The sequence below is a fragment of the Zoogloea sp. genome, from assembly GCF_028689785.1.
Classification (GTDB): domain Bacteria; phylum Pseudomonadota; class Gammaproteobacteria; order Burkholderiales; family Rhodocyclaceae; genus Zoogloea.
Map to the genome: position 1 here is coordinate 1 of NZ_JAQVCN010000020.1, position 22,848 is coordinate 22,848.

Genomic DNA, 22,848 nt, shown 5'->3' on the forward strand with positions numbered 1-22,848 from the left:
GTTCGTCGGCAAACAGGTCAGTCTTGATGGCACTACGCTGTTTCATCGGGATAAGCTGCAGCAGGGGTCAGGACGATGTAATTTTACCAAGGGTGGGCAAGCTGAGGTTTTTCGAGGCGCCCTATAGAATTTATCAATAACGATTAATTTGTGTATTTTGCAGCGGGCGCTTCTGTGCGTTGCCGGCAAAGTGCGTCAGACACTGCGTCTGCGTCCTAATGTGCCCGAGGGTCAAGTCATGTTGTGTAAGCTCGAACAGGAATCCCTTTCGCGGGTGGGACGGCAGTTCGGTCAGCCCCTTGGAGATGGTTACGTGGCAGATCCCGTTTCTGAAGCGGCCATCACGGGGGCGGCCCTGGTCCGGCATCTTGATGATGTCCGTTTCGCCACCCTGAGGGCCCTGCGTCAATTGCTGCGTGCCCTGGACGCGGAGCGGATCGCCATCGGCCTGCTCAGCCCCAACGGGGAGTGCATCCACGAGGAACTGGTCTGGGTCAGCGGGTTTGGCCGTTGCGGGGAGTCGGAGCGGGTTGTGTCCTGCTCTTCGTTCAGTGACGAGCTGCTTCTCTGGTTGGCTTCCCGGGAGGATGCGGTGAGCATTGGTATTGACGCTCGCTCCCCGGCCTGGCATGACTTGCCCTGTGACCAGTTACTGCTGGTGCGTAGCCGTGTTGCGGAACGGAGTCAGCCTTCTCCGGTTCTGATGGCTCAGTTGCGTGGTGGGGTTCGCCTGCAGGAGTCGGCGAGCCACGCCATCTCCATTCTGCTTGAGGAGTACACCACCCGGCGGGCTTCTGCACCGGGAAAGTAGCTCGTGCGCCCGTGCTCAGGGCTGTGTCCGCGGCGTGCCGGCGTGGGTTTGCAGCTGTCGCCAGCAGCTTGCTTCAGGGGCTGCGAGGCAGGTGGCCAGATGTTGGCGGGCGGCGGCGAGATGCCCTTGAGCGGCTTTGCTGAGCGCCTCGCCGAGTTCGAATTTCTCACCCCGGACGCACAGTACGAAGGCTGGCGGCGTGGCCTGCCGGAGCCGTGTGTGTACCTGTAGCACCGCCGCAGGGCTCAGGGCGTGGCTGGAGATCGACGGGGCGGTGGCAGGTGCTGTTTCGTAGAAGGCAAACGGCGCGGGCGTTTCGGTGCCGGCGTCGATGAACAAGGCCAGGTCATGGCCGTCCAGATCCAGGGCGTGCTCGATTTGTAGCTGAAAATCCGCCACCAGCGTGACGTCGGGCCAGCCTTGTGTTTCCAGCTCGGCCATCAGCAGCGGGCCCAGGGCGTCGTCGCCCCGGGACGGGTTGCCCACGGCGAAGATCACCAGGGACACGGTTTCAGCTGCCCGTCACGGCCCGGTCGGCCAGGCTGCCGTCGGCGGCCAGCAATTCCACGGCCAGGGGCATCTTGCCCAGGGCATGGGTGGCGCAGGACAGGCAGGGGTCGAAGGCGCGGATGGCCACTTCGATGTGGTTGAGCAGGCCCTCGGTGAGCTGTCGCCCGTCCAGGTAGCGGCGTGCCACCTGGCGTACGGCTTCGTTCATGGCCTGGTTGTTGTGGGTGGTGGAGACGATCAGGTTGCAGTAGCTCACCAGGTCATCCTCATCCACCCGGTAATGGTGGATCAGAGTGCCTCGGGGCGCTTCAATGATGCCGACGCCTTCGCGCCCCTTGGTGCCCTCCTTCATGCGCTGGTCGGAGAGCAGGTCCGGGTCGTTGAGCAGATCACGGATCACCTCGGCAGCGTGGAGCATCTCGATCATGCGCGCCCAGTGGTAGGCCAGCGGGGCGTGCACCGGCTCGCCTTCACCGTGGGCCACGAAGGCCTGGCGTTCGGCTTCGGCCCGCGCACTGGGGATGAAATCACAGTTCTGCACCCGGGCCAGGGGGCCGACCTTGTACCAGCCCTTGAGGGGCCCGAGATCCTGCATGAAGGGAAATTTCATGTAGCTCCAGGGTTTCACCTCTTCGACGATGTGCTGTTCGTAGTCGGCGCAGGAGATGGCGTCCTTGACGATGTGGCCGCGGGCGTCACGCAGGCGCAGGTGGCCGTCGTACAGGTCCATGGCCCCGTCGGCCCGCACCAGGCTGAACAGGTGGCTGCGGAACAGGCCGAATTCGTCATACAGGGCGCGATCGCTTTCGTGCAGGCGGCGGGCCAGGTGCACCGCTTCGTGGCTCCAGGCGATCATCTGATCGGCGTCGGCGAGCAGTGTGTCGCGCTCGGCGGCGGTGAGTGACTTGTTCACGCCGCCCGGCACCGCGCCCGTGCCGTGCACCCGCTTGCCGGCGGTGATGCGGATCACCTCCTGACCGAACTTGCGCAGCAGCACGCCCTGCCGCGCCACCTCCGGATGGGCCGCGGCCACGCCGACGATGTTGCGCTGCTGGACGGGCGACTCGAAGCCGAAGAGCAGGTCGGGGGACGACAGGTGGAAGAAATGCAGGGCGTGGGACTGGAGGATCTGCCCGTAGTGCATCAGGCGGCGGATCTTCACTGCGGCGGGGGTAAGGGTGAGGGCGCCGACCACCGGGTCGAGGGCCTTGGCGGCGGCCAGGTGGTGGCTCACCGGGCAGATGCCGCACAGGCGCTGCACCATCACCGGGACTTCCCAGTAGGGCCGGCCCTGGATGAATTTCTCGAAGCCGCGGAACTCGACGATGTGCAGCCGCGCTTCTTTCACGTGCCCGGCCTCGTCCAGCAGCAGGGTGACCTTGCCGTGGCCTTCCACTCGCGACACGGGGTCGATGGCCACCCGGCGCAGGTTCTCCCGGTTGGCGGCGGTTTCCAGTTCGAAGCTCATGGCGTGAACCTCAGTCGTAGTGCAGCAGGCCGCCGGTGAGGCGCGGGCTGCGGCCGGCGATCAGGTCGGTGAGGAACTTCCAGATGGCCGGCCCCGAAGGCGGGCAGCCGGGCAGGAAGTAGTCGATGCGCACCACCTCGTGGATGGGCCGCACCTTGTCCAGGGGCAGGGGCAGCTCCGGATCGTTGGGGATCTGGCCGTTGGCGATGCCAGGGCGGAACTGATAGACCTCGCGCAGGCATTCGGACAGGGGCAGGTGGTTGCGCTGGGCCGGCAGGCCGCCATTGACGGCACAGGCGCCGAGGGCGATCAGGGTCTTGCAGTTCCGGCGGAAGGCGCGCAGCACGTGCACGTTTTCGGCATTGCACACGCCGCCTTCGATCAGGCCGATGTCGCAGGGCCCCACCTCCTTGATGTCGGTGAGGGGGGACCGGTCGAACTCGATCAGTTCGACGAGCTCGAACAGGTGCTCGTCGATATCCAGGAAGGACATATGGCAGCCGAAGCAGCCCGCCAGGGAGGTAGTGGCGACGCGCAGCTTGCGGGCAGGGGCGCTCATGAGTCCTCCTCCTGGAGCTTCAGGCTGCGGATGCTGGACGTGTCGTAGGTGCGCTCGCCAATGGGCACGGCGAACCCCGGCCCCTTGTGCAGGATGACGCCCACCGGGCAGATGTGGGCTGCCATGTCATCCTTGCTGAAGTCGGTATCGGCCAGCCGTCCCGATTCTGCATTGACGACAAGGTGCTTGTGAATACCGCGCCCGGTAAGGGCAAAGACCGATTTTCCATCCACGTCCCGGCTGGCGCGCACGCACAGCTCGCAGAAGATGCAGCGGTTGAAGTCGAGCAGGACGTCCGGGTGGGAAGCGTCCACCGGGCGGTCGGGGTAGAAGTGGCGGAAGCGCGAGGTGAGCATCTCGTATTCGTAGCCCAGGGCCTGCAGCTCGCAGCTGCCGCTCTTCTCGCAGGACGGGCAGAAGTGGTTGCCCTCCACGAAGAGCATCTGCAGCAGGCCGCGGCGCTCACCGTTCATCTCGGGGGTGTTGCTCTCCACCTCCCAGCCTTCCCTGGCCGGCGTGGCGCAGGCCGACACATGCCGGCCGGCGGCCTTGACGATGCACAGCTTGCAGCTGCCATGGGCGGGAAAGTCCTTGTGCCAGCACAGGCTGGGGATGTAGTGCCCGGCCTGGCGGGCGGCTTCAAGGATGCTCTGACCGTCTGCGAAGGGGACGGGCTGTCCGTCGAGGAGGAACTGTTTCATCGGGCATCCTCCTCGTGGGTCTTGAGATGGGCGCCGGGGTCATCCCGGGCGGTGAGCTGGCGGGCTTCGGCCAGGGCGGCGTCCAGGTCGAAGGCGGGCTCGAAGTCCAGGGACACCAGGCGCCGCTCATAGGCCGGGCGGAACTTCTGCAGGGTGTCGATCACCGGGTTGGGGGCGGCGCTGCCCAGGCCGCAGTGGCTGGCGTTCTTGAGCAGGCGGTCGAGCCAGTCGATGTCGGCCAGATCGGCCTGGGCGCCGTGGCCAGCGGCCAGCTTGTCCATGAAGCCCTTCAGCAGTGCGGTGCCGACCCGGCACGGGGTGCAGAAGCCGCAGCTCTCGTGGGCGAAGAAGTGCACGAAGCTGCGCGCCACCTCGAAGAGGTCGCGGGTGCCGTCGAAGATCATGAAGGCGCCGGCGGTGGGCACATCCTCGTAGGCGATGCGGCGCTGGAATTCGTAGGCCGCCAGGCACATGCCGGAGGCGCCGCCCACCTGCACCGCCTGGGTGTCGCTGGCACCGCAGTCTTCCAGCACCCGGGCGATGGAGACGCCGAAGGGGTATTCGTAGATGCCGGGCGCGGCGCAGTCGCCGGAGATGGACAGCAGCTTGGTGCCGGCCGATTGGGCCGTGCCGGTGGCCGCAAAGGCTTCGCCGCCGTGGAGGGCGATGAGGCAGGTCTTGGCCAGGGTCTCCACGTTGTTCACCACCGTCGGCCGGCCCAGGTAGCCGTGGGTGACAGGGAAGGGCGGGCGGATGCGGGGCGTGCCGCGTTTGCCTTCCAGGGATTCGATGAGCGCCGATTCCTCCCCGCACACATAGGCGCCGGCGCCCAGGTGGATGCGGATGTCGAAGTGAAAGCCGGCCTGTCCGAGGATACCGTTGCCCAGCAGCTGCGCGGCCCGGCGCCGGGCCAGCACTGCCTTGAGTTGCGGGCGGAGATACTGGTATTCGCCGCGCAGGTAGAGAAAGCCTTCCGTCGCACCCACCGCCCAGGCGGCCAGGGTCATGCCTTCAAAGACCAGATCGGCAAAGCGGTTGAGCAGCACCCGGTCCTTGAAGGTGCCGGGTTCGCCCTCGTCGGCATTGCAGACGATCACCTTGGCCTCGCCGGGGGCGTTGCGGGCGCTGGCCCATTTGACGGCAGTGGCGAAGCCGGCACCGCCGCGGCCGCGCAGGTTGGAGAGCTGCATCTCGGCCAGCCAGCCGGCCCGGTTACGGGCGACGGCGGCGGCCAGGGCCTCGCCGGGCTGCATGGTGAGGTCGAGGAGGGCATCCCGGCGCCGGATGTTGTCCTCAATCTGGAAATACTCGGCGGGCCACAGTTCGAGGGGGCGCTGCTGGCGGATCAGTTCGGCGATCTCGTTGATGCGCCGGTGGCTGAGCTGGCTGATGGCGTGGCCATTGACCAGCATGGCCGGGCCCTGGTCGCACAGGCCGGTGCAGGATGTCGCGGCGATGCTGACCAGGCCGTCCTCGGAGAGCTTGCCGGGTTCGATCCACAGCTTGCCGCACAGGGCATCCATCAGCTCGGCATTGCCCAGCATGCGGTCGGTGATGTTGTCGGAGAACAGCACCCGGTAGTGGCCAGCGGGGCGGGTGTGGAGAAAGCTGTAGAACCCGGCCACACCCTCCACCCGGGCGCGGGGCAGATTCAGGGCCCGGGCGATGTGGCTGAGGGTAGGGGGAGAAAGCCAGCCTTCGAGGGCCTGGGTATCGATCAGAATCTGCAGCAGTTCGGTCGGCTGATGGCCGTGCTGCTGGAGGATGCCGTCGAGGGCTGCTCCGGGGATGGGCGGCTGCGTATGCACGGACTTCTCCAGCAGGGACGACGCAGCAAGTATGCGCCGGGCAAGTCGGGCCGGTTTGCGCTGGATCAGAAAAGACGCTTGGGCGATCAGGGGTGCTGCGGGCGCCGCCAGTGCTTCAGCTCGGGGAACAGGCGCTGGCTGGCAGCCACCACCAGCAGGGTCAGCGCACCGCCGCCGGTCACCGCCAGTACCGGCCCCACGGCGGCGGCGAGAAGGCCCGATTCCAGCGCACCCAGTTCGTTCGACGAACTGATGAAAACCCGGTTTACGGCGGCGACGCGGCCGCGCAGGGCATCGGGTGTGGCCTGCTGGATGACCGTCTGGCGGATCACCACACTGATGCTGTCCAGCCCGCCCAGCAGGGCCAGGGTGATGAGGGACAGCGGAAAGTGGGTGGACAGGCCGAACACCATGGTCATCAGCCCGAAGCCCCCCACTGCCCCCAGGAACAGTCGCCCGTCCAGAGCCACGCCGAAGCGGGCCATGGCCAGCCCGGCCACGGCGGCGCCCACGGCCGGGGCGGTGCTGAGCATGCCCAGCCCGGCAGGCCCGACCTGCAGGATGTCCTTGGCGTATACCGGCAGCAGCGCCACTGCGCCGCCAAAGAGTACCGCCAGCAGGTCGATGGACATCACCGCGAGGAGTAGCCGGGTGCTGCGGATGTGGGTGAAGCCGGCCAGCATCTCGCGCAGGCGGCCGCGGCCACCGGGCGCCGGCGCCTGGCCGCGGGAGCGCTGGCGGATGGCCAGGGTCGCCGCCAGGGCGACGAGGATGAACACTGTGTTGGCCGCGTGGATGGGCAGGGCTGAGTGGAACACGGCCAGCCCCAGGCCGGCCAGTGCGGGCGCGGCCATCGAGGCCACCTGATGCAGCGAGCTGGCCAGGGCAATGGCCCGGGCCAGCTGTGCCGGCGGGACCAGGGTGGGCATCAGGGCATCCCGGGCGGGCCGGTTGAGGATCTGGGCGCAGCCCGAGAGCAGCAGGGCGCCGTAGGTCCAGGCCACACCCAGGTTCAGCCAGGCGGCGGCGCCCAGCAGCAGGGCGGCTGAGGCACTGAGTGCCAGGCTGGTGACGATCACGCTGCGTCGTTCGAAGCGGTCTGCAACTTGGCCGGCGGGCAGGAAGAACAGCAGGATGGGCAGGAACTGGGCCAGGCCGACCAGGCCCAGGGCCAGGGAGGAGCCGGTCTGCTCATACACCGACCACCCCACGGCCACGCCCTGGCCGAAGTGGACCAGGGCGCCCATGATGCTGATCAGCAGGTAGAGCCGGAAGTCCCGGGGCAGTGCGGCCTTCACCCGCTGGGGTCAGCCCGTGACCGCCCGGCGGATGCGGGCCAGGCCTTCTTCCAGGCGGGCCGGCGGGCAGCCGAAGTTGAGGCGCACGAAGCCTGGCAGGCCGAAGTCCTTGCCGTCGGAGAGGCCTACGCCGGCCTTCTCGAAGTATTGGGCAGCGTTGTCGATGCCCTTGGCGGCCAGCCAGTCGCGGCAGTCTATCCAGGCCAGGTAGGTGGCCTCCACCGGTGTGGTGGACAGGCCGGGAAGGGCGTTGATGGCTTCGATGGTCCGGGCTGCGTTGCTGCGCAGGGTGGCGATGAGGGCCTCGCGCCAAGGGCCGCAGTCTCGATAGGCGACTTCGGTGGCGGTGAGGCCCAGCACATTCACGTGGGGCACGATGCCGGCCATGGCGCGCTTGTAGCGGGCGCGCAGGGTGGCGTCGGGGATGATGGCGAAGGCGCAGTACAGGGCCGGGATGTTCCAGGTCTTGGACGGAGCCATCAGGGTGATGCTGCGGCGGGCGACACTTGCGTCCAGGGCGGCAATGGGGATGTGCGGCGTGGCCGGGTCGAGGACCAGGCCGCAGTGGATCTCGTCGGAGCAGATCATCAGGTCGTGGCGCTCGGCCAGGGCGGCGATGCGGCCCAGCTCGTCCCGGTCGAAGACACGGCCCACCGGGTTGTGGGGGTTGCACAGCATGAACAGGCGCACCCCATCGGCTACAGCGGCCTCGGTGGCAGGCCAGTCCCATTCCCAGCGCTGGCCGTTGTTGAGCAGCGGCGTGGTGACCAGGCGTTGTCCGAAATTGGCTGGGGCGTGCAGGAAGGGCGGGTACACCGGAGTTGCGGTGAACACCCCGTCTCCGGGCTGGCCGACGGCGCGCACCGCCACATTGAAGCCCGTGACCACTCCCGGGAGCCACACCAGCCACTCAGGCTGGATGCGCCAGGCGTGGTCGCGGGCGATGCCTTCGACCACCGCCTCAAGCACCGAAGGCCACGGGTCGGCGTAGCCGAACACCCCGTGGTCGATGCGCGCGTGGAGGGCGTCCAGCACCGCAGGGGGAGCGGCAAAATCCATGTCGGCCACCCACATGGGAATCACGTCGTGGCCGGCGTAGCGACGCCATTTGATGCTGTCGGAGCCGGTGCGATCCGGAGCGGTGCTAAAGTCGAAGGCAGCCAAGGTGTCAGACTTCCAGGTGCTGGAAGAGCACGGTGGACAGGTAGCGCTCGCCGAAGGACGGGATGATCACCACCACCAGCTTGCCGGCGTTCTCGGGGCGTTCGGCTACCTGCAGGGCGGCCCACACGGCGGCGCCGGAGGAGATGCCCACCAGCAGGCCTTCTTCGGTGGCCAGGCGGCGGGCCGTGTCGAGGGCTGCATCATTGGGAACCTGCACGACCTCGTCGTACACCTGGGTGTTGAGGATGCCCGGCACGAAGCCCGCGCCGATGCCCTGGATGGGGTGGGGGCCACGCTGGCCGCCGGAGAGGATGGGGCTGGCGGCGGGCTCCACGGCCACCACCTTGACCCCGGGCTTGCGTTCCTTGAGCACTTCACCCACGCCGGTGACGGTGCCGCCGGTGCCCACGCCGGAGACGAAGATGTCCACCTGGCCGTCAGTGTCGGCCCAGATCTCCTCGGCCGTGGTCTGGCGGTGGATGGCCGGGTTGGCGGGGTTCTCGAACTGCTGGGGGATGAAGTAGCGGGGATCGGCGGCAGCCAGCTCCTCGGCCTTCTTCACGGCGCCGGGCATGCCTTCTGGGCCGGGGGTGAGGATCAGGTCGGCGCCATAGGCTTTTAGCAGCAGCTTGCGTTCGCGACTCATGGTTTCGGGCATCACGAAGGCACACTTGTAGCCGCGGGCGGCACAGACCATGGCCAGGCCGATGCCGGTGTTGCCGGAGGTGGGCTCAAGGATGATGGTGCCGGGGCCGATCTTGCCGGCGGCCTCGGCAGCGTCGAGCATGGCTGCGGCGATACGGTCCTTGACGCTGTGGGCCGGATTGAAGAACTCCAGCTTGAGGGCCACGGTGGCGCCGCTGGCCGGGGCCAGGCGATTGAGCTTGACCAGGGGAGTGTTGCCGATCAGCTCGGCCACGTTGTTGGCGATGCGCATGGTGAATCTCCGTGTCAGGAAAATTGAATGAAGGCTTAATTCATTCTAGGGTCGTACCTGTCATTGTTTTAGATCAAGAGAGAATATTCAAATAATTCCCGGGGGTGACGAGGCCGAGGTGTCTGCCCATCGGGCGGTATCGAAGACGATCGCCTCACCGTCCCGTCGCCACTGCACCTGGTCGTGGCGTACCGCCAGCCACCAGGTTTGGGTGGGTTGTTCGGGAGCGCTACGGGCGAAGGCCGCCGGGGTCAGGACGGCTACACACCAGGCGGGGCCTGGGGCGCGTACTGAGGCGTACACGATGGCGCCGATGGCAGCCTCGCGGGCTTGGCGGGCTAGGGCCTGGGTGGCGTGGTAGTCGGAAGGGTGGCACCAGGCTGCGTGGTCCCGGTCCAGGGGCGGCTGGCGCAGGTCAATGGCGGTGGTGGCGATGCGGGTGCGGAAGGCGGTGTGGGCCACCGGGTCGAGACGCTCCAGGGCTGGTGCGTCACGCAGGAAGCACCAGCGCCAGTAGCCCAGTTCGGCACAGGCCGTGGCAACGTAGTCGGCGCCGTAGAAGACGCCGGGGTCGGCGCCGCTGCGAAAGCGTGAGCCACCCTGCCGGGGGCTGTAGCGAAAGGGGGCTGCCAGCAGGTAGTTGAGGCCCGCGGTGCTGTCTGCTGCGGGGGGTTTGCTGCCTTCGAGCAGGGCTTCGAGGAGGTCCTGCTCGGCCCTGTCGTCCACCAGTTTCATGGTGGAGGCGATGTGCTGGGCTTCGACCATGCGCCATACGTCGGCGTGCCAGGGGCGGGCCTCAGACGACAGCTCGGGAGGCATCCAGGTAGTGAACGACACGCACAAGGCCTTCGGTATTGCGGATCAGGTCGACCGGGCGGCCGTTGAGGGCAAGGTTGTCACTGGTGAGCCATTTGCGGGCGGTGGCCTCGTCACCGACGATGGAGTCGAGGGCCCGGAACAAGCGTACCAGCAGGAGGGCAAAGTCCCACTCCTTGCGCTTCGGATCAAGATGGTAGTTGCCGGCGCACAAGCGGCTGATGCTGGCAGGGCTGAGGCCCAGAACCTGGGCCAGCAGGGCGCGGGACAAGCCTAGCCGTTCGGCAGCGCGGGCTACCGCCTTGCCGAGCACCGCGGCGGCGTTGGGCTGAGGAGGGGCGGCACGGGCGAGGGCAGTCATGGGCATCCTTTCTTGAGAAATTATAATTTCATTTTCTTTCTGATGAAAGGTTGTGCCTTAGAGTTGCCGGATCTTGTCGAGGAGTGCCGTAGTGGAGCGCTGGTGTTCGAAGGGGATGGAATGGACGCTGCCGCCCCGGGCCAGGGTCTCCGCGGCGCCGACGATGCGCTCAGGCGCCCAGTCTCCGCCCTTCACCAGCACCTCGGGCTGGCATTCGAGGATGCGGGCGATGGGGGTGTCCTCATCGAACCAGGTGACCAGGTCAACGCAGCCCAGAGATGCCATCACGGCGAGGCGATCCTGCAGGGTGTTGATCGGGCGGTCGTCGCCTTTGCCCTGACGGCGCACCGAGGCGTCGCTATTGAGGGCGACGATCATGGCTGCGCCGAGGGCACGGGCTTGGGCCAGGTAGGTGACATGGCCCCGGTGCAGGATGTCGAAGCAGCCGTTGGTGAACACCAGGGGGCGGGGCAGGCTGGCGATGCGGGCCTTGAGTTGGTCCGGTGGGCAGATGCGGGCTTCGAAGGCGGGGGCGGGGTACATGGGTAGATCCGGTTTGGGGCAGGGCAGGAATTATGAGCTACCGGGTGGCAGGGGCGAAGAGGGAGGGCGGGCGCTCAGTGGCGGTTGCCGTAGCCGGCGATGCCGATCATCAGCCGCACCAGGCCGTAGGCGGTCCAGTTGATCAGGCGCTGGAGGGGCGAGCCTCGCTGCCACCGGGCCGGGTGGATCTCTTCGCCACCGGCGGCGATGGCCTGTTCCAGGCGGCTGCGCAGCATGGTGGCGAAGCCCTGGTGGCGCACCAGCACGTTGGCCTCCCGGGCCAGCAGCAGGCTGAAAGGGTCGATGTTGCTGGAGCCGACGGTGGCCCAGTGATCGTCCATGACGGCGACCTTGGCGTGGAGGTAGCTGCGGTGATATTCGACGATGCGGATGCCGGCATCGAGAAGCTGACCGTAGAAGGCGCGGGTGGCGCGCTGCTGGATGGGGTGGTCGGCCAGGCCCTGGATCAGCAGGGTGATGCGCACGCCGCGCCGGGCAGCGTCGAGGAGCGCCTGGCGGAAGCGCCGGCCGGGCAGAAAGTAGGCGTTGGCCAGCAGGATGTCGCGGCGGGCGCTGGCGATGCCCAGCAGGTAGGCGTTTTCGATATCGTGGCGATGGCGGATGTTGTCGCGGATGACCAGTGCGGCGTCCATGTCGCCGCAGGGCAGGGGGCAGGCTGGAGGTTTGCCGACAAGGCGCAGGCGTTGCCGGAAGGATGCCCAGGCGACCAGCTCCCACACCCGCCGCACGGTGGCGTGGATTGGGGCAAGGAGCGGCCCTTCGAGGTGCACGGCGTAATCTTGACGGGGGGCTGTGACCTTGGGGTCTTCGAAGTCGCTGACAATGTTGATGCCACCCACGAAGGCGATGCGGCCATCTACCACGGCAAGCTTGCGGTGCAGGCGGCGCAGGCGGCGTCGGCGCAGGGACAGGGTGCTGACCTCGCGGCGGTAGATGAGCACATGCACGCCGGCAGTGGTCAGTGCCTCCATCATCTCGTCGACAAACTCACGGCCACCGAAGCCATCCACCAACACCCGCACGGTGACGCCGCGGCGGGCGGCTTGCTGGAGGGCCCGGGAGACTTCCTGGCCAGTCTCGTCGTTGGCGAAGATGTAGGTCTCGAGGAAGATTTCGGTGCAGGCTCCGTCAATGGCGCCGATCAATGCCGGGAAGAACTCGGCGCCGTTCTCGAGCAGGGTCAGGGCGTTGCCGGGGTGCCAGGCGATGCTCATGGGCTCAGCGGGAGCGCAGCTGCGCGGTGAGGGCCGCGTGGTCGGAAATCTGGCTCCAGGGCTGGCCGTAGTGCACCTCGGCCTTATCCACCTGAAAGCCGCGCACGTAGATGCGGTCGAGGCGCAGGACCGGCAGGGTGCTGGGAAAGCTCCGCGCCGGGCGGCCGCGGATGGAGACGAAGGCCTCGGTCACCCCGAGCTGGCCGGTCAGGCAGTCGTCGGCGTGGTTGCGCCAGTCATTGAAGTCGCCTGCGATGATGAGCGGTGCGCCATCGGGGGCGAGGGCGTCCAGACGCCGGACCAGGGCCGCCATCTGACGCCGCCGGCTGCCGGCGGTGAGGCCGAGGTGCACGCATACGCAATGCACCGGCTGGCTTACGTTGGCCACGTGTATCTCGCAGTGAAGCAGGCCACGGCTCTCGAAGCGGTGGTCGGAGACGTCTTCGTTCGCCTGGGACAGGATGGGGTGGCGACTGAGGATGGCATTGCCATGGTGGCCGTGGCCGTAGACGGCGTTGCCGCCATAGGCTGTCTGCTGCCACATGTCACCTGCCAGGAACTCGTGCTGGGGCTGCTCGGGCCAGTCTGCGTGGCGCCGGGCATGGCGTAGATGCATGCCCTGCACCTCCTGCAGAAAGACCACGTCGGCACCGAGCAGGCGCAGGCGGTCTCGCAGGTCGTGGATGGACAGGCGCCGGTTGAACTGGGAAAAGCCTTTGTGGATGTTGTAGGTACAGATGCGCAGGGTGCTCATCGGATCTCCTTTCTATCCATTCTGCCTTCAACAGCATGGTGCTGCATGTTGCGTTCCATGAAAAACGGCGCCTGTGGGCGCCGTCTTGAGCGGGAGCGGTGGCAAGGGGTCAGGATACTGCCAGCATCCGATCCAGGGCCAGCTTGGCCAGGGCCGCTTCGTGCTCGGGCACGGTGATGCGGTTGACCACCTTGCCGTCGGCCAGGTTCTCCAGCGTCCAGGCCAGGTGCTGGGGGTCGATGCGCTGCATGGTCGAGCACATGCACACGGTTGGGGCCATGAACTGGACAATCTTGCCTTCCGGCTTGACCTCTTCGGCCAGGCGGTTGACCAGGTTGAGCTCGGTGCCCACCAGCCAGCGGGTGCCGGGGTCGGAGCCCTTGATGACGTTGATGATGTACTCGGTGGAGCCCACGTAGTCGGACTGACGGCACACCTCCAGAGCGCTCTCCGGGTGGGAGATCACCTTGCCATCCGGATACTGGTTGCGGAACTTGATGATGTGCGCCGGCTGGAACATCTGGTGCACCGAGCAATGCCCCTTCCAAAGCAGGATCTTGGCTTTGCGGATCTGCTCGACGCTGAGGCCGCCGTATTCGAGGTCCGGGTCCCACACCACCATCTCGTCCAGGGGGATGCCCTTCTTGAAGCCGGTCCAGCGTCCCAGGTGCTGGTCGGGGAAGAACAGCACCTTCTCGCGCTGGGCGAAGGCCCAGTCGAGGATGGTAGGGGCATTGGTGGAGGTGCACACGATGCCGCCATGCTCGCCGCAGAACGCCTTCAGGTCTGCGGCGGAATTGATGTAGGTGACGGGGGTGATGAGTGCGTCCGGGGTGTCAAGGACCTCGGCCAGCTCGCGCCAGCAGCGCTCGACCTTGGCCAGGTTGGCCATGTCGGCCATTGAACAGCCGGCGGCCAAGTCGGGCAGGATGGCCTGCTGATGCGGCTTGGACATGATGTCGGCGACTTCTGCCATGAAGTGCACGCCGCAGAAGACGATGAACTCGGCGTCCGTCTCCGAGGCCAGGCGCGAAAGCTTGAGGGAGTCGCCGGTGAGGTCGGCGTACTGGTAGACATCGGCGCGCTGGTAGTGGTGACACAGCAGCACAGCCCGGTCGCCGAGGCGCTCACGGGCAGCACGGATGCGCGAGTGGGCGTCATTATCGGAGAGGGTATTGAAGCGGTCGAAACTGATGGGAACGGCTAGCATCTGCTTGTCCTGTGGTGTTCAGCCCTGGGTCCATGGCAGGCTGGCGTGGCGCCAGCCCCCGACCCGGTTGCGGTGCCCGTTGGCGTCTTTGTCGCCCTCGAAGCCTTCCAGAATGTTGTAGGCATTGGTGTAGCCTGAATTGGCCGCCAGCGTGGCCGCGGCATTGGAGCGCGCGCCGCTGCGGCACAGGAACATCACCAGTGCCTCTGGGTCGACCTGGCGCTTGAACTGGGCCAGGAAGTGGGTGTTGGGTTCATTGCCCGGATAGATCATCCACTCGATCTCGACGGCGTTGGGAACGCGACCGACCCAGTCCCATTCGGCGCGGGTGCGCACGTCCACCAGCTTCGAGCCGGGGGCAAGCTGGAGTACGTCCCAGGCTTCCCGGGGGGTGAGGGCGCCTGCATAGGGAAGGCCCAGACTGCGGGCCCGCTCCTGAGCGAGGGCGAGAGTATCACTGAGTTTTCCCATGGCACGCATCCGATGAGATGAGGGGTCTGCGAGTATACCGCCGCACCCCGGACCCGCAAGGGATGTGTGCATGGCGCGTGGCTGTGCCTGGCGCCGGGTGTGTTACGCCTTGTTGTGTGGCGTGGACGAAGGCTTGGGGCTGTCTGTCTGCACCATAATCGGGCGTCTTTTTGGATTGTTGCACCATTTTGGTGCTTGTTTTTTCTGGGGCGCCGGGTCGAAGCCTTGTGGCACAATGAGGTGTTCAAGTTTTTAGGGTGGCATGATTTCTGCTTGTCGTGTTGCCTGGCTTATTGTTGTAACCACTACATCTTTTCCACTGCGCAGCAGATTCAACCCGTTAGGAGTGAGTTATATGACCCCGCAAGACGTCATGAAGATCGTCCAGGAGAACGAAGTTAAGTTCGTCGACTTCCGCTTCACCGACACCAAGGGTAAGGAGCACCACGTCGGTGTGCCCGTCAGCGCCTTCGATGAAGACAAGTTCGAAAGCGGTCATGCCTTTGACGGTTCCTCCATCGCGGGCTGGAAGGGTATTCAGGCCTCCGACATGCTGCTGATGCCGGACCCCAACACCGCCTACATCGACCCGTTCTTCGACGAGACCACCCTGGTCCTGTCCTGTGACGTTATCGACCCGGCCGACGGCAAGGGCTACGACCGTGACCCGCGTTCCATCGCCAACCGTGCCGAGGCTTACCTCAAGTCCTCCGGTATTGGCGATACCGCCTTCTTTGGCCCGGAACCCGAATTCTTCATCTTCGACTCCGTCGAGTGGAAGGTGGATATGTCCGGCGCGTACCACAAGATCTTCTCCGAAGAAGGTGCCTGGTCGTCCGACATCAAGTACGAAGGTGGCAACACCGGCTACCGTCCCGCCGTGAAGGGTGGTTACTTCCCCGTTCCCCCGGTCGACTCCTTCAACGACATGCGTGCCGCCATGTGTCTGGCTCTCGAAGCCTGCGGCGTGCCAGTTGAAGTGCACCACCATGAAGTGGCAAACGCCGGCCAGAACGAAATCGGCACCAAGTTCGACACCCTGGTGCGTCGCGCCGACCAGACCCAGATCCTGAAGTACATCGTCCAGAACGTTGCCCACCAGTACGGCAAGACGGCCACCTTCATGCCCAAGCCCATCGTTGGTGACAACGGTTCAGGCATGCACGTGCACCAGTCCATCTGGAAGGACGGCAAGAACCTGTTCGCCGGCAACGGCTACGCCGGCCTGTCCGAGACCGCCCTGTTCTACATCGGTGGCATCATCAAGCACGCCAAGGCCCTGAATGCCATCACCAACCCGCTGACCAACTCCTACAAGCGTCTGGTTCCGCACTATGAAGCCCCGGTGAAGCTGGCCTACTCTGCCAAGAACCGTTCCGCTTCCATCCGCATTCCTTTCGTGAATAGCGAAAAGGCCCGTCGTATCGAGACCCGGTTCCCGGATCCGGGCGCAAACCCCTACCTGTGCTTCGCTGCGCTGATGATGGCCGGCCTCGACGGCATCCAGAACAAAATCCACCCGGGCGACCCCGCCGACAAGAACCTCTACGACCTGCCGCCGGAAGAAGACGCGCTCATCCCGACCGTCTGCGCCAGCCTCGACGAGGCCCTGGCCGCCCTCGACAAGGATCGTGAGTTCCTGACCCGTGGTGGTGTGTTCAGCAACGACTTCATCGACTCCTTCATTGCCCTCAAGCAAGAAGAAGTAAACCGTCTGCGCGTTGAAGTGCATCCGGTTGAGTTCGAGATGTACTACGCCATCTGATCTCCAGATCGGAGCCGGTCAGCGTGCTGACCGGTTGCTGCGTTACAAAAGGACGGGCTCAGGCCCGTCCTTTTGTTTTTGGCCTATGTTTGTATTTGGCCGGACCGGCCCCTACACTAGCTGCGCTTCCGGAATAACTGTGCTGATGATGATCTCGAGAATCTCCCTTTCGCTAGCTGCCCTGCTGTGCTTTTCGCCGGCTTGGGCGGATATCTACAAGTGTGTCGATGAGGCAGGCCACATCACCTATACCAATGCCAAGGCGTCCGGCCGGGGGTGCAGTCTGCTGGCGCGTGATCAGGCTGTTTCGTCGGTTCCCGGGCCGGGGCCCTCACGCCCTGCCGCAGCGCCCCAAAGTAGTGCATCATCCGCAGGGGTGGGCTTTCCGAAGGTTGATACCGGCACCCAAAAGGCGCGTGACAGTGATCGGCGTCGCATCCTCGACGAGGAGCTCGCCAGCGAGCAACGGGCGTTGGATGCAGCCCGCAGGGAGCTTGCAAGCCAGGAAAGCGTCCGCTCCGATGAGCGCAATTACCAGAAGGCCCTTGAGCGCTTGCAGCCTTACAAGGACAAGCTGCAGATCCACGAGCGCAACATCGAAGCCCTGCGCAAGGAAATCGCGAATCTCCGCTGACGGCCGGGATCGCCGCACGGGGTGGGCATGTTGATGATTGCCCGGGCAAGTGGTCTGCTTCTTGCATTGATCTGCCCATATGCAAACCGACCAGCCCCCCAGCCCCGTCTCTCCTTTCGCCGGCCTTGAGCTGCTGTCCTCTGCCGTGGTGTTGGTAGACGATGAACTCATCGTTCGCTACCTGAACCCCGGGGCGGAGAACCTGTTTGCGGCGAGCAGCCGCAAGATAGTCGGCTATTCCTTGCGCCGCCTGCTGGGCGAACCAGCCGGGCTGGCCAATGCGCTCAACAATGTCCTGCGGGATAACTGGAGCTACACCGGACACAATCTGACTGTGGCACGCCCCGGAATGGAGACCTTGCAGCTCGACTGCACCGTTACACCGGTCGATTCCGTCAATGCACGCCTGCTTCTGGAGTTTCGTCCGATGGACGCGCACCTGAAAGTGGCGCGCGAGGAGCAACTGGCGCACCAACAACAGGCAAGCCGCGAGTTGATCCGCAATCTGGCTCACGAAATCAAGAACCCGCTTGGGGGCATTCGCGGATCGGCCCAGTTGCTGGAGCGCGAACTGGACGACCCGCAACTCCGTGAATACACCCAGGTGATCATCGCCGAGGTGGATCGCCTGCAGGATCTGATGAACCGGCTGCTCACGTCCCACCGGATGATGCAGCCCTCCCAGCTCAATCCCCATGACGTGCTGGAGCGGGTCCGGCGCCTGATCCTGGCAGAGTTTCCGTCCGTCGGTGTGCGGCGGGATTACGACACCAGCCTGCCCTACATCACCGGTGACAGGGAGCAACTGATCCAGGCGATCCTGAACATCGCCCGTAATGCGGCCCAGGCCTTGCACGGTGATGGCGAGATCGTGCTGCGCACCCGGGCGGCCCGCCAGGTCACGCTGGCCAAGCGCCGCTTCAAGCTGGCCTTGCAACTGCAGGTGATCGATAACGGCCCCGGCATCCCGGACAGCATTCGCGACAAGATTTTCTATCCCCTGGTGTCCGGTCGAGAGAATGGCAGTGGCCTGGGCTTGTCGCTGGCCCAGAGCTTCATCGAACAGCATCAGGGTGCGATTGAGGTGGAGTCCCGCCCGGGGCGCACCTGTTTCACGATCTTCCTGCCGATCGCCAGGGACCTGGAATCATGAGTGGATGGTTATGCACCACTATGGTGCCCATTCGTTGAACCCCTTTGTTTGCCTGTATCAAACTTGTGCGCGTGAATGACATGAATGCAGTATGGATAGTTGATGATGACCGCTCGATCCGGTGGGTGCTGGAAAAGGCCCTGGCCCGGGAGGAGATCCCGTACAAGAGCTTCGGCTCTGCCGGCGAGGTGCTGGCGGCGCTGGAGAGTTCTTCCCAGGCGCCACGGGTGCTGCTCTCCGACATCCGCATGCCCGGCGAATCGGGCCTGACCCTGCTGTCCAAGGTCAAGGCACGCTTCCCGCACATGCCGGTGATCATCATGACCGCCTACTCCGATCTGGACAGCGCGGTGGCGGCCTTCCAGGGGGGCGCCTTCGAATATCTTCCCAAGCCCTTCGACGTGGACCAGGCCGTCGAACTGGTGCGCCGCGCCATCGACGAGAGCGCCCACCAGGCGGGTTCGGAAGAGGTGCTCAGCGCCGTGCCCGAGATCCTCGGCCAGGCCCCGGCCATGCAGGAGGTCTTCCGGGCCATCGGCCGTCTGTCCCAGTCCCACGCCACGGTGTTGATCAACGGTGAGTCCGGTTCGGGCAAGGAGCTCGTCGCCCGAGCCCTGCATCGCCACAGCCCGCGCAAGGATGCCCCCTTCATCGCCATCAACACCGCCGCCATTCCCCGTGACCTGCTGGAGTCGGAGCTGTTCGGCCATGAGCGCGGTGCCTTCACCGGCGCCCAGACCATGCGCCGGGGGCGTTTCGAGCAGGCTGAAGGCGGCACCCTGTTTCTTGATGAAATCGGTGACATGCCCGCCGAGCTGCAGACCCGCCTGCTTCGCGTGCTGTCGGACAACAACTTCTACCGAGTCGGCGGGCATCAACCCATCAAAGCCAATGTGCGGGTCATCGCTGCTACCCATCAGAACATGGAAGAGCGAGTCCGTCAGGGCTTGTTCCGGGAGGATCTGTTCCACCGCCTCAACGTGATCCGCCTGCGTCTGCCGCCTCTGCGCGAGCGCCGCGAGGACATTCCGCCCCTGGCCAAGCACTTCATCGCCCTGTCGGCCCAGGAACTGGGCGTCGAAGCCAAGCGCCTGTCGGAGAGCACCCTCAAATACCTCCAGAGCCTGGACTTTCCCGGCAATGTGCGTCAGCTCGAGAACCTCTGCCACTGGCTTACCGTGATGGCACCCGGCCAGACCGTGGAAGTGGCCGATCTGCCCCCCGAGCTGAAGGACCAACCGACCCGGGAGCAGCCGGCCAACTGGGGCGATGCCCTGATGGCCGAGGCTGATCGCTCCCTGGCCCAGAATCCGGGTGAGGTCTTCGACCGCCTGAGCAAGGACTTCGAACGCATCCTCATCCGGCGAGCCCTGGCTGCCACTGGCGGGCGGCGCATCGAGGCGGCTCAGCTGCTCGGGATTGGTCGCAATACCATCACCCGCAAGATCCAGGAGCTGGGGCTGGAAGATCCGGATCCGGTTTGAAACGCCCCTCCTGAGCTGCAGAGCGGGTGTCTGAACCCCGTTCCTCGCCATCAAAGGGCTGCGTCCGCTGCGCAGGGCGCCCGCCATACTCCATAATGACTGGCTTGTATTCATTAGCCGGGAATTGATTCTTGGACCGTTCCGATTACGAAGCCCTCGATGCGGGGGCGGTGGCGGCTGCGCTGGGTGACCTGGCCAGCGCCTTTTCAGTGGTACTCCTGGCGGAGTGCGATTCCACCAATACCCGGCTGCTGACCGAGCTGCCGCCCGATGACGGCCGCGTGCATGTGCTGGCGGCCGACGTGCAGACATCGGGGCGCGGGCGGCGCGGGCGGGTGTGGCAGTCGTGGCCCGGGGCCAGCCTGACCTTCTCGGCCCTGTGGCGCTTTGCTCCGGGTTCGCCGGTGCCGGCAGGGCTGTCCTTGGTGGCGGGGCTGGCCGTGGCGCGGGCGCTCGAAGATCTTGGTGTTGAGGGGGTACAGCTTAAATGGCCGAACGACGTGCTGGTGCATGGGCGCAAGCTGGCAGGCATCCTTGTCGAGCTCACACCCGGTCGCGGCCGCACGCCTGCGGCGGTAGTCGGTATCGGCATCAATGTGCACCTGCCTCCGGACGCAGAGGTGGAATACGCTACTGGCGTGACTGATCTGGCCGACAGCCTGGGGCGCGTGCCCGGCCCGAGCGAACTGCTGGGGCGGGTGCTGGTACAGCTTCACCGTCTCTTTGAGGTGTACTCCGCCGCGGGTTTCGCTGCTTTGCGCGGGGCCTGGCAGCAGCGCAATGCCTTTGCCGATTTGCCGGTGAGCATTTCCGGTGAGACCGAAGCCTTGAGCGGTATCTGTGCCGGCGTCGATGAGGACGGCGCCCTGCTGCTGCGCACGGCCGACGGGCTGCGCCGGGTGCTGTCAGGTGAAGTGTCCCTGAGGCTCGCCTGATGGATCTACTTCTTGACGTGGGCAACACCCGTCTCAAGTGGGGGCTGCATGACGGCAAGGAGTGGCGCGGTCAGGGGGCCGTGCTGCTCAGTGCCCTCGATGGTTTTGCCGATGTCCTCGCCGGCCTCGGGCCGGTGGATCGGATGCTCGGAGCCAATGTAGCCGGTGCCACGGTTGGTGGGCGTCTGGGGGTCTGTCTCGAACGGGCCGGGCTTATGGCCGAGTGGATATGCCCCCTGAGCGAAGGCTATGGCGTGCGTAACGCCTATCTCGACCCCTCGCGCCTGGGCGCTGATCGTTGGGCGGCGCTGGTCGGTGCCCGGGCGTTGCACGGGGGGGCTGCGCTGGTGGTGACTTCCGGTACCGCCACCACGGCTGACGTGCTGGACGGTCAGGGCGTCTTCCAAGGCGGCGTGATATTGCCCGGCCTCGATCTGATGCGCCTTTCCCTCGCCCGCGACACTGCCCAGTTGCCCTTCTCCGACGGCCGTTTCGAGCGGACACCCCGACGTACCGCCGATGCTATCCAGACCGGCTGCCTGCACGCTCAGCTGGGTGCCATCGAGCGCATGTTCCGCCTGGTTGCCGGCGAGCCGGGCAGCCTCTGCCTGCTCAATGGCGGTGCTGCGGCCGCATTGGCGCCCTTGCTGGAGTGTCCGCTGCGGGAGGTGGACAACCTGGTGCTCGAAGGCTTGGCTCGCATGCTCTGGGCACACTAGGGTGCAGCCGGCCTTTCCTGCGTCGGGGAGCCGGCGCCTTTTCCCGTGCCTTCGTATCGGTTAGTCTTGCTGCCATGGCCCCACTTCGTGTTGCTGTCATCATCCTGATCTTTGCCAACTTGCTGGCGCTCGCCTTGTGGAAAGGCTGGCTTGGCGGTGCGGCGTCCTATGGCGAGCCCGAGCGGCTCAGTAACCAGTTGAACCCTGACCGCCTGCGCCTGATGACGGAAGCCCGTCCACCAGCGCCGCCGCCGGTGGTGAGGCCCGCGCCCGCCACCGAGCCAGAGGCTGCTTCCGATAAAGCCGATGAGAAGGCCGAGAAGAAGGGCGACGAGAAGGGCGACGAGAAGGCTGAAGAAAAGGTTGCAGAGAAAGCCCCGGAAAAAGTCGCTGCAGAGGCAGTGGCGCCCCAGGCCTGCGTGGTGTTCGCCGGTCTCAGCGTAGATCAGGCGCGGGAGCTGACTGCACGTATCGCCAGGGCCGGAACGGGCTTCAAGCTCAGCGAGACACGCAGCGATGCGCCGTCGTCCTGGTGGGTGAATATCCCGCCCCAGGGCAGCCGCGAAGGTGCCGACAAGAAGGTCGCCGAACTGCGTCGCCTCGGCGTGGATGACCTGTTCATCATGCAGGACCCAGGCCCCAACCAGTTTGCCGTGTCCCTTGGCCTCTACAAAAGCGAGTTGGCGGCCACCCGGCTGCTTGATGCGCTCAAGGAGAAGGGTGTGCGTAGCGCGCAGATCACCGCCCGGGGGGCGGGGGTCAGGCGCATCGAGGTGCGTGGCCCCGGTGACAGCCTGGCCACCCTGGCCAGCGATCTTTCAGAGCGCCTGAGAGGTGCCAGTCGTCTGGAGTGCAGCCCGTGAGTGCTCAGCCTTTCATTGTTGGTCTGACAGGAGGCATAGGCAGCGGCAAGAGCGCGGCCGCAGACCTCTTCGCTGAATTGGGGGCGGTGATTGTCGATACCGACCAGATCGCTCACGCTCTCACCGCGCCTGGAGGCGCGGCCATGGCTGCCATTCGCGAGTCCTTCGGCGACGGCGTGTTGAACGGCGACGGCGCCCTGAATCGTCCGGCCATGCGGGCGCTGGCCTTTGAGAGTCCGGAAGCGCGAAAGCGCCTCGAAGGCATCCTGCACCCCATGATCCGGCAGGAGAGCGAGCGCCAGTGCCTGGCTGCCAGCGCACCCTATGTCATCCTGGCTGTACCCCTGCTGATCGAATCGGGCGCCTACCGGGAGCGGGTGCACCGGCTGTGCGTGGTGGATTGCCCCGAGGCCGTCCAGGTGGCCAGGGTCATGCAGCGCAGCGGCCTTGATGAGCTCCAGGTGCGCGCCATCATGGCAGCCCAGGCGAGTCGGGCGGAGCGCCTGGCCGCGGCTGACGACGTGGTGGACAACGCCGGCTCGCTGGAGGCGCTGCGGACCCAGGTGGCCCGGCTGCATAGTGGCTACCTGGCCCTCGCCGCGCCCCCTGGAGGCCTGTGATATGATTCGCTGCGGTCATACAGACATAT

Annotated in this window: 24 protein-coding genes; 9 read left to right on the forward strand and 15 right to left on the reverse strand. The window is 65.7% G+C overall.

Annotated features, from left to right (window positions below):
• Window positions 1–313: 313 nt before the first annotated feature.
• Window positions 314–811, forward strand: coding sequence for a hypothetical protein (locus tag PHI64_RS10730; protein ID WP_299882458.1), 498 nt, complete (start codon window positions 314–316; stop codon window positions 809–811).
• A 15-nt stretch (window positions 812–826) separates the two neighbouring features.
• On the opposite strand, the gene PHI64_RS10735 is transcribed toward PHI64_RS10730, so the two are convergent.
• From PHI64_RS10735 to PHI64_RS10805, 15 genes are all read right to left on the reverse strand, one after another.
• Complete coding sequence (locus PHI64_RS10735; RefSeq protein ID WP_299882460.1) at window positions 827–1,318, reverse strand: hydrogenase maturation protease; 492 nt, start codon at window positions 1,316–1,318, stop codon at window positions 827–829.
• A gap of 4 nt (window positions 1,319–1,322) precedes the next feature.
• Window positions 1,323–2,789 carry a Ni/Fe hydrogenase subunit alpha gene (locus PHI64_RS10740; protein WP_299882462.1) on the reverse strand — a complete coding sequence of 489 codons (1,467 nt, stop codon included), beginning with the start codon at window positions 2,787–2,789 and terminating at the stop codon, window positions 1,323–1,325.
• 10 nt (window positions 2,790–2,799) lie between these two features.
• Entirely contained in the window at window positions 2,800–3,348 is a 549-nt protein-coding gene (locus PHI64_RS10745) for an NADP oxidoreductase (RefSeq protein WP_299882464.1), read from the reverse strand.
• Entirely contained in the window at window positions 3,345–4,049 is a 705-nt protein-coding gene (locus PHI64_RS10750) for a 2Fe-2S iron-sulfur cluster-binding protein (protein WP_299882466.1), read from the reverse strand. Before PHI64_RS10750 ends, PHI64_RS10745 begins: the two co-directional genes overlap by 4 nt.
• On the reverse strand, window positions 4,046–5,839 hold the full coding sequence (locus PHI64_RS10755) for an NAD(P)H-dependent oxidoreductase subunit E (RefSeq protein WP_299882591.1): 1,794 nt from the start codon (window positions 5,837–5,839) through the stop codon (window positions 4,046–4,048). The genes PHI64_RS10750 and PHI64_RS10755 overlap by 4 nt, the downstream gene beginning before the upstream one ends.
• A gap of 104 nt (window positions 5,840–5,943) precedes the next feature.
• Window positions 5,944–7,155, reverse strand: coding sequence for an MFS transporter (locus PHI64_RS10760; RefSeq protein WP_299882468.1), 1,212 nt, complete (start codon window positions 7,153–7,155; stop codon window positions 5,944–5,946).
• 9 nt (window positions 7,156–7,164) lie between these two features.
• Window positions 7,165–8,319 (reverse strand): MalY/PatB family protein, encoded by a 1,155-nt coding sequence (locus PHI64_RS10765; protein ID WP_299882470.1) that lies wholly within the window; start codon window positions 8,317–8,319, stop codon window positions 7,165–7,167.
• Window positions 8,320–8,323: 4 nt separating this feature from the next.
• Window positions 8,324–9,256, reverse strand: a complete 933-nt coding sequence (gene cysK / locus PHI64_RS10770; protein WP_299882472.1) for a cysteine synthase A — start codon at window positions 9,254–9,256, stop codon at window positions 8,324–8,326.
• Window positions 9,257–9,343: 87 nt separating this feature from the next.
• Window positions 9,344–10,093, reverse strand: coding sequence for an RES family NAD+ phosphorylase (locus PHI64_RS10775; RefSeq protein WP_299882474.1), 750 nt, complete (start codon window positions 10,091–10,093; stop codon window positions 9,344–9,346).
• Window positions 10,053–10,433 (reverse strand): antitoxin Xre/MbcA/ParS toxin-binding domain-containing protein, encoded by a 381-nt coding sequence (locus PHI64_RS10780; protein ID WP_299882476.1) that lies wholly within the window; start codon window positions 10,431–10,433, stop codon window positions 10,053–10,055. The genes PHI64_RS10775 and PHI64_RS10780 overlap by 41 nt, the downstream gene beginning before the upstream one ends.
• Before the next feature lie 57 nt (window positions 10,434–10,490).
• The gene (gene rfaE2, locus PHI64_RS10785; protein ID WP_299882478.1) at window positions 10,491–10,976 is read right to left on the reverse strand and encodes a D-glycero-beta-D-manno-heptose 1-phosphate adenylyltransferase; all 486 of its coding nucleotides are present in this window, start codon (window positions 10,974–10,976) and stop codon (window positions 10,491–10,493) included.
• Window positions 10,977–11,050: 74 nt separating this feature from the next.
• The gene (gene clsB / locus PHI64_RS10790) at window positions 11,051–12,211 is read right to left on the reverse strand and encodes a cardiolipin synthase ClsB (RefSeq protein ID WP_299882480.1); all 1,161 of its coding nucleotides are present in this window, start codon (window positions 12,209–12,211) and stop codon (window positions 11,051–11,053) included.
• 4 nt (window positions 12,212–12,215) lie between these two features.
• Window positions 12,216–12,965, reverse strand: coding sequence for an endonuclease/exonuclease/phosphatase family protein (locus PHI64_RS10795; protein ID WP_299882482.1), 750 nt, complete (start codon window positions 12,963–12,965; stop codon window positions 12,216–12,218).
• 109 nt (window positions 12,966–13,074) lie between these two features.
• Window positions 13,075–14,175, reverse strand: a complete 1,101-nt coding sequence (gene nadA, locus PHI64_RS10800) for a quinolinate synthase NadA (RefSeq protein WP_299882484.1) — start codon at window positions 14,173–14,175, stop codon at window positions 13,075–13,077.
• Window positions 14,176–14,193: 18 nt separating this feature from the next.
• Window positions 14,194–14,646 (reverse strand): rhodanese-like domain-containing protein, encoded by a 453-nt coding sequence (locus tag PHI64_RS10805; protein ID WP_299882486.1) that lies wholly within the window; start codon window positions 14,644–14,646, stop codon window positions 14,194–14,196.
• A 355-nt stretch (window positions 14,647–15,001) separates the two neighbouring features.
• Between PHI64_RS10805 and glnA the strand changes: the two genes are divergently transcribed.
• The 8 genes from glnA to coaE all read left to right on the forward strand — a co-directional run bounded on the left by glnA (window position 15,002) and on the right by coaE (window position 22,819).
• Window positions 15,002–16,411, forward strand: coding sequence for a type I glutamate--ammonia ligase (gene glnA, locus PHI64_RS10810; RefSeq protein WP_299882488.1), 1,410 nt, complete (start codon window positions 15,002–15,004; stop codon window positions 16,409–16,411).
• Window positions 16,412–16,556: 145 nt separating this feature from the next.
• Entirely contained in the window at window positions 16,557–17,045 is a 489-nt protein-coding gene (locus PHI64_RS10815; protein ID WP_366945177.1) for a DUF4124 domain-containing protein, read from the forward strand.
• A 79-nt stretch (window positions 17,046–17,124) separates the two neighbouring features.
• Window positions 17,125–18,198, forward strand: a complete 1,074-nt coding sequence (gene glnL / locus PHI64_RS10820) for a nitrogen regulation protein NR(II) (protein WP_299882491.1) — start codon at window positions 17,125–17,127, stop codon at window positions 18,196–18,198.
• A gap of 80 nt (window positions 18,199–18,278) precedes the next feature.
• Window positions 18,279–19,682 (forward strand): nitrogen regulation protein NR(I), encoded by a 1,404-nt coding sequence (gene ntrC, locus PHI64_RS10825; RefSeq protein ID WP_296564686.1) that lies wholly within the window; start codon window positions 18,279–18,281, stop codon window positions 19,680–19,682.
• 131 nt (window positions 19,683–19,813) lie between these two features.
• Window positions 19,814–20,617, forward strand: coding sequence for a biotin--[acetyl-CoA-carboxylase] ligase (locus PHI64_RS10830; protein ID WP_299882493.1), 804 nt, complete (start codon window positions 19,814–19,816; stop codon window positions 20,615–20,617).
• Entirely contained in the window at window positions 20,617–21,336 is a 720-nt protein-coding gene (locus tag PHI64_RS10835; RefSeq protein ID WP_299882494.1) for a type III pantothenate kinase, read from the forward strand. Before PHI64_RS10830 ends, PHI64_RS10835 begins: the two co-directional genes overlap by 1 nt.
• 74 nt (window positions 21,337–21,410) lie before the next feature.
• Complete coding sequence (locus PHI64_RS10840) at window positions 21,411–22,199, forward strand: SPOR domain-containing protein (RefSeq protein ID WP_299882497.1); 789 nt, start codon at window positions 21,411–21,413, stop codon at window positions 22,197–22,199.
• Window positions 22,196–22,819, forward strand: a complete 624-nt coding sequence (coaE, locus tag PHI64_RS10845) for a dephospho-CoA kinase (protein WP_299882498.1) — start codon at window positions 22,196–22,198, stop codon at window positions 22,817–22,819. The genes PHI64_RS10840 and coaE overlap by 4 nt, the downstream gene beginning before the upstream one ends.
• Window positions 22,820–22,848 lie beyond the last annotated feature (29 nt).

Coding starts and splice junctions, on each gene's coding strand:
- PHI64_RS10750 (WP_299882466.1), bottom strand. CDS start 4,049: ATGAAACAGTTCCTCCTCGACGGACAGCCCGTCCCCTTCGCAGACGGT.
- clsB (WP_299882480.1), bottom strand. CDS start 12,211: ATGAGCATCGCCTGGCACCCCGGCAACGCCCTGACCCTGCTCGAGAAC.
- PHI64_RS10745 (WP_299882464.1), bottom strand. CDS start 3,348: ATGAGCGCCCCTGCCCGCAAGCTGCGCGTCGCCACTACCTCCCTGGCG.
- PHI64_RS10815 (WP_366945177.1), top strand. CDS start 16,557: ATGATGATCTCGAGAATCTCCCTTTCGCTAGCTGCCCTGCTGTGCTTT.
- cysK (WP_299882472.1), bottom strand. CDS start 9,256: ATGCGCATCGCCAACAACGTGGCCGAGCTGATCGGCAACACTCCCCTG.
- PHI64_RS10740 (WP_299882462.1), bottom strand. CDS start 2,789: ATGAGCTTCGAACTGGAAACCGCCGCCAACCGGGAGAACCTGCGCCGG.
- glnA (WP_299882488.1), top strand. CDS start 15,002: ATGACCCCGCAAGACGTCATGAAGATCGTCCAGGAGAACGAAGTTAAG.
- PHI64_RS10780 (WP_299882476.1), bottom strand. CDS start 10,433: ATGACTGCCCTCGCCCGTGCCGCCCCTCCTCAGCCCAACGCCGCCGCG.
- glnL (WP_299882491.1), top strand. CDS start 17,125: ATGCAAACCGACCAGCCCCCCAGCCCCGTCTCTCCTTTCGCCGGCCTT.
- PHI64_RS10805 (WP_299882486.1), bottom strand. CDS start 14,646: ATGGGAAAACTCAGTGATACTCTCGCCCTCGCTCAGGAGCGGGCCCGC.
- rfaE2 (WP_299882478.1), bottom strand. CDS start 10,976: ATGTACCCCGCCCCCGCCTTCGAAGCCCGCATCTGCCCACCGGACCAA.
- PHI64_RS10835 (WP_299882494.1), top strand. CDS start 20,617: ATGGATCTACTTCTTGACGTGGGCAACACCCGTCTCAAGTGGGGGCTG.
- PHI64_RS10840 (WP_299882497.1), top strand. CDS start 21,411: ATGGCCCCACTTCGTGTTGCTGTCATCATCCTGATCTTTGCCAACTTG.
- nadA (WP_299882484.1), bottom strand. CDS start 14,175: ATGCTAGCCGTTCCCATCAGTTTCGACCGCTTCAATACCCTCTCCGAT.
- ntrC (WP_296564686.1), top strand. CDS start 18,279: ATGAATGCAGTATGGATAGTTGATGATGACCGCTCGATCCGGTGGGTG.
- PHI64_RS10795 (WP_299882482.1), bottom strand. CDS start 12,965: ATGAGCACCCTGCGCATCTGTACCTACAACATCCACAAAGGCTTTTCC.